The sequence below is a fragment of the Jeotgalibacillus aurantiacus genome (assembly GCF_020595125.1).
Taxonomy (GTDB): domain Bacteria; phylum Bacillota; class Bacilli; order Bacillales; family Jeotgalibacillaceae; genus Jeotgalibacillus; species Jeotgalibacillus aurantiacus.
In genome coordinates this window covers 1-5,088 of the sequence record NZ_JACNMS010000015.1, presented here as the reverse complement: position 1 = coordinate 5,088, position 5,088 = coordinate 1, and the positions used below count along the sequence as shown (strand labels likewise).

Sequence of the window (5,088 nt, the reverse complement as noted above, 5' to 3'; positions counted from 1 at the left end):
ATAGGTGTATTTTTTATGTCTTAGAAGGTCATTCCTCTCTATTTGTTGAACCATTACAACAGGGAGGAATAATATCTATGACAAATATCAAAGCTGAAAATTTACTATTATTTTTATCTGAATACCAGCATGCGAAACAAAAAGCTTTTAATAGCGTACTGGTTGAACTTTTAATCGAACACGGACTTGTGAAAGATAAAGATGCACTTAATGAAAAAATAAGTGCTGTAATGGACGAAAGAATGGATGATATTTTAAAAGAAATTGAAAAACTTATAGATTTGAAAAATAAAAAAGAATTATAAGGGCATCTCAACTGAGGTGCTCTTTCGTTTGTGAAGGTGGTGAAACGATGAAATCTTTAAGGGTCATAAGAGATTTTGAACAGCTGGGGGAAATTAAACAATATAACTCAATATTGCTGGCTCACAGATATCATACGGTTGGAGAGGTTGATCTCAATATCAATTTTTACAGTCCTAACGCCGAGCTGATCGAAAAAAACAGTCTCATACGTTTTGATGGCCGAAACGATCGAGTGTATCAAATTAAACATAAGGAAATCGGTCTGGATGAGTTAGGAAAAGCATCGGAAAACTGGACTATCAAAGCATTTCCACTGAAAGCATTTTTAATGCAACGTATTACTTATCCTCCATCTCACACAGCTTATGACAATAAATCCGGATCCGCAGAGACTGTCATGAAACATTATGTGGAGCGCAATTTTATAACTCCAGATGATCCGAATAGGGTTTTTCCGAACCTCGTCATTGCGCCGGATCAGGAGCGTGGACCAAACGTCAGTTGGCAATCTCGGTTTAAAAATGTGGCTGAAGAATTAACCGAAATCAGCCTTGCATCAGGTTTAGGGTGGGAGATCTATCTGGATATCCCTAATCAGCGTTACGTGTTTGATGTTGTCCAGCCGTCAGATCGTACGATGAGTCAATCAGTTCTGCCACCGGTAAGGTTCGAACCGACTTTAAAAACCATCGCGGCTATGCAATATACAACATCAGACCTCAATTATAAAAATTTTGCTTATGTAGCCGGTCCGGGTGAAGGGATTGAGCGCATTGTGAAAGGAGTAGGAACCTCTACAGGCGCTAACAGGTATGAGCTATTTATCGACGCACGAGACGTACCTGATCAGACGAACGATGATCCACCTTTACCTCGTCCTCTTGTGGACATCGAGACTGATCTTGAGATACGTGGGTTGAGAGAACTTGAGAAAATGATCCAGGAACAATATCTTGAGGCGCAGATACTAACAAAATCACAATTAATTTATGAGACTGATTATTTTCTTGGTGACATTGTGACGGTAAGAAATAAAAATTGGAATGTCGGACTGGATGCCAGGATAACGGAACTCTTAGAAGTACATGAATCTGGGGGATATAAAATCAGCGCAACGTTTGGGAATAATATGCCGACTTTGATTGATAAAATCAAGCTACAGTTCCAGCAGATCAGCGGAGAGGTTAGAAAATAAAAGAGAGAAGACTCGGCCCATTCGCCGGGTCTTTTTATATGCAACAAGGGGGTCCATTTCATTATTTAAGAGAGGAAGATAAGCGTGGACAATCTATTTTTATTACATGCCGGAGGTGTCGATTTGGAACATTTAGAAGTAGTTCGATTTTATTTATTTGGTAACGTGAGGTTTTTGGATTTTCTGCTGATCTTGATGGCAATTGATGTAGTGACGGGGATTTTTAAGGCGATTAAAAATCATAACCTGTGGTCACGAAAGAGTCTATTCGGTTATGCTCGTAAGATTCTGATCTTTGGTGTGATCATAGTCGCAAACATTATTGACCAGGTCCTCGGCATGAATGGTGCCATTACTTACGCCACAGTCATGTTTTACATTGCCAATGAGGTCTTATCCATCATAGAAAACTTGGCGGAAGTCGGTGTTTTGGTGCCGAAAGAAATTGCTGAGCGATTGTTGGTCATCCAAACCGATAAACAGCAGATTAGCAATGAGATCAAAGAAGAACTGATCGGTAGCAAGGTTGATGAAGAACTGAAAAAGAAGGGGTGAATTATTTTGAGCAGAGTAGCATTAAAAACACTTATAGATCGCAGTGTTAAAAACATGGGTGCTGTCCATCCATATGTAAAAGACATTACAATCCGGATGATCAGTCAGGCTTATAACGAGGATATAAATGTGCAGATTAGTAGCGGCTATCGTTCTCACGCTGAACAAAACCGATTATACGCTCAAGGTAGAACGGAGCCCGGTAATATCGTGACAACGGTTAGAGGGGGACAGTCTGTGCATAATTACGGTCTGGCCGTTGATTATTTCCTCACTAATGAAGACGGCACCCAAGCGATATGGACCGTTAATACTCAATGGCGCAGAGTAGCTGCTATTGGGAAGTCGTTAGGTTTTAGCTGGGGTGGTGACTGGAAAAGCTTTTATGATCCACCACACTTAGAATATACAAAAGGATTGACTTGGCGTGATCTTCAAGCTGGTAGACGGCCGTCATTCCCATCCATTCCTACACCACCGACAAAGACTTGGCTCGAGTCGGGTGATTCCGGAAATGAAGTGAAGAAGCTGCAAAAACTGTTAGTCGAAATGGGTTATAAGTTCATTGTGGACGGAATATTTGGTCCAGCCACTGAAACTGCATTGAGAGATTTTCAGCTTCGCCAAAGAATAGCTGCAGATGCAGTTTATGGTGTGAAAACAAAAGCGCTATTAGAAGAAGCTGTTGAAAATTTAAAGTCAGCTGCACTTAAAAATGAGGAGGAGATTTACTTGAAACCCACATCACCAACACTAAGACAAGCTGTGATTGATGAGCTGAAGAAAGCAAATAAAGAAGGCATTCTCTCTGATAAGTGGTACAAGCAGGCTGAGAAAGGTGAGCTTACTCAGTCAGATGCGATTGCATTAAAGTTTATCATCGACCAGCGCAAGAACTAGCAACAGCCTCTGTCTTAACCGGCAGGGGCTCTTTTTTTGTTTACAAAAAGAACGCTTGTTCGTATAATGAGCATAAGGATATTAGGTGTAAGGTCATTTTGATAACTATGTAAAATTTACTATTAATTTGTAAAGGAAGTGGTATAATGGACAAAAAAAGACACACAGGTCACCCCGCATGTCGAATCCTGTAACAATTATAGCATTTTAAATCCATGCTAAGCAATGACTTGAAGGGTGACCTCAAGGAGGAGCTTATGGGAAATCAACCAGTCACTATTTTTGGGTATGAATTAATTACACCAAAATATTTAGAAAAAGGAAATTATGATATTGGGAGATTTGACTTTGAAGATATAGGATATTTCTTCGGAGAAATATTAAAAATCCCCTTAAAGGATCGTGCATTTCGAAAAAAAAATAAAATGATCAACTTGCTTTCGTTTTCAAACGCAAATGATCAAGATTTTTATGAGGGTGTTTTTGATACAGCTAGATTTGGAAAAGATCAAAAAATTATAAACATATACGATTATACTCATGCAGGGGATAAAGGTAAAAATCAAGGATTGACAAACCAAGTAAATTTCTTAATTCATAAGAAGACTGGATTACTCTTAATTGAAAAAGACTCTGAAAATGTTGCTAGGGGTAATTTTATTCAGACATATATACGCTATCACAAAGACTTGATCCATCCTTATATAGAAGGATTTAATAAAAAGTTTAATCCGAGTAGAATATACAAAAACCGTTTCTTGAAAGTGATAAGCTTACCATCAAAATCTTTTTTTGAAGACATAAAGGAATTTTCCACAATTAAAGATGCATATTATTATAAGGATATATCTCAGGACACTGGTAAGAGTAACGAGGCTTCAAACTTACTGTACTTGGCTACACTTGCTGAAGAAAACGGAATGAAAAATATGACCAGAGTTAAAATGACTTTCGAAAACAAAGTTCCAAAAAGCTCAATTAAAGGAATTGAGGCTTACTTTAAAAAACTTCATGAAGCACAATATTTCGATGGCTTTGGAGTAACAGGCCGGTTACCTTCGGGAAGAAATAGAACTATTGAATTATTAAATGTACAAAGAGCGTTTGATGTTTCTGTTGAACACCATGAAAATGGATTACCAGTGATTGATGATTTGCACACCGAAATGATGTTAATTGCAAAAAAAGATAATCCTTTATCACATAAAATTAAAATTGAGCAATTTCGAGGAGTGTTCGAAAATGGTTCTAAAAAAGAGAGTGAGAAAGGAGAAAGTTGAAGGGAATTATGAAAAAGTAGGAAGAGACTTCAGAGAAATTCTTCATAATTATGGAGTTTACTCTACAAAATTAGAAAAGACATTATTTATTACGACTCCTTTAGTGGTTTCTACTGTGATTTTCATATACTTTTACCTTTTTGAAGATTCCAATTTAAAATTGCTTAATTATATTCTTGAGTTGAATTCAGATGCTTTATCGGTAATTGCTATCTTGGCGGGTTTTAACACGACGAGCTTAGCGATTATCGCCGCTAGTAACAATGAGGTACTAAGATTTTTAAGGAGTAAAAAGCTAAAAAATAATTCTGGTACCATACTAAAGCAATTAATTTCATTCTTTTCGTTTGCTATATTAATTCAGTTAATTGTTTTAATAATAGGTATCTTATTATCGGTTGTATCTAGCACTTTTAAAGAAGTTAGTGAAACTTTTCCTTTGATAAGGGGACTCTTTGTAAGAGTTCCGCTATCAATTTTAGGTTCGATCTGGCTGTCATCTATATTATTTACAATTATGATTTCAGTAAGAAATGCAACTTTATTGTATCGTTATGTTTTATTTGTAGCTGATTTTGATTTGGAGGATTCAAAAAGTGATGAAAGTTAAATCCAGTTAATCACAAAAAGCCCCTTACTATTAAAAAGTGAAAGGGGCTTTATTTTACAACCGAAAAGAACGTTTGTTCTTGTATTGATCAAAAAGGAGGGAACATTGATGAAAGAAAAGCTCTTCAAGTATAGGCAGCAGGGACATACCGTTAAGATGATCTATATGGACAAAACAGGCTTATGTTCGGAGCGGAGGATCAAGATCAGGCAGTTGGGCGAGAACTCATTTACGGCTTTCTG

General features: G+C 37.2%; 6 protein-coding genes. All 6 read left to right on the top strand.

Annotation, left to right across the window (positions count from 1 at the left end; all coding sequences use genetic code 11):
- The coding region (locus tag H7968_RS17890; protein ID WP_227397370.1) for a hypothetical protein at positions 1-305 on the top strand (305 nt) is incomplete at its 5' end.
- A 47-nt stretch (positions 306-352) separates the two neighbouring features.
- On the top strand, positions 353-1,501 hold the full coding sequence (locus H7968_RS17885) for a siphovirus ReqiPepy6 Gp37-like family protein (RefSeq protein WP_227397369.1): 1,149 nt from the start codon (positions 353-355) through the stop codon (positions 1,499-1,501).
- A gap of 84 nt (positions 1,502-1,585) precedes the next feature.
- The gene (locus H7968_RS17880; RefSeq protein WP_227397368.1) at positions 1,586-2,056 is read left to right on the top strand and encodes a phage holin family protein; all 471 of its coding nucleotides are present in this window, start codon (positions 1,586-1,588) and stop codon (positions 2,054-2,056) included.
- Between the two features lie 6 nt (positions 2,057-2,062).
- Complete coding sequence (locus tag H7968_RS17875; protein ID WP_227397367.1) at positions 2,063-2,956, top strand: M15 family metallopeptidase; 894 nt, start codon at positions 2,063-2,065, stop codon at positions 2,954-2,956.
- Between the two features lie 257 nt (positions 2,957-3,213).
- Positions 3,214-4,236 (top strand): hypothetical protein, encoded by a 1,023-nt coding sequence (locus H7968_RS17870; protein ID WP_227397366.1) that lies wholly within the window; start codon positions 3,214-3,216, stop codon positions 4,234-4,236.
- Positions 4,199-4,846 carry a hypothetical protein gene (locus H7968_RS17865; RefSeq protein WP_227397365.1) on the top strand — a complete coding sequence of 216 codons (648 nt, stop codon included), beginning with the start codon at positions 4,199-4,201 and terminating at the stop codon, positions 4,844-4,846. The genes H7968_RS17870 and H7968_RS17865 overlap by 38 nt, the downstream gene beginning before the upstream one ends.
- Positions 4,847-5,088 lie beyond the last annotated feature (242 nt).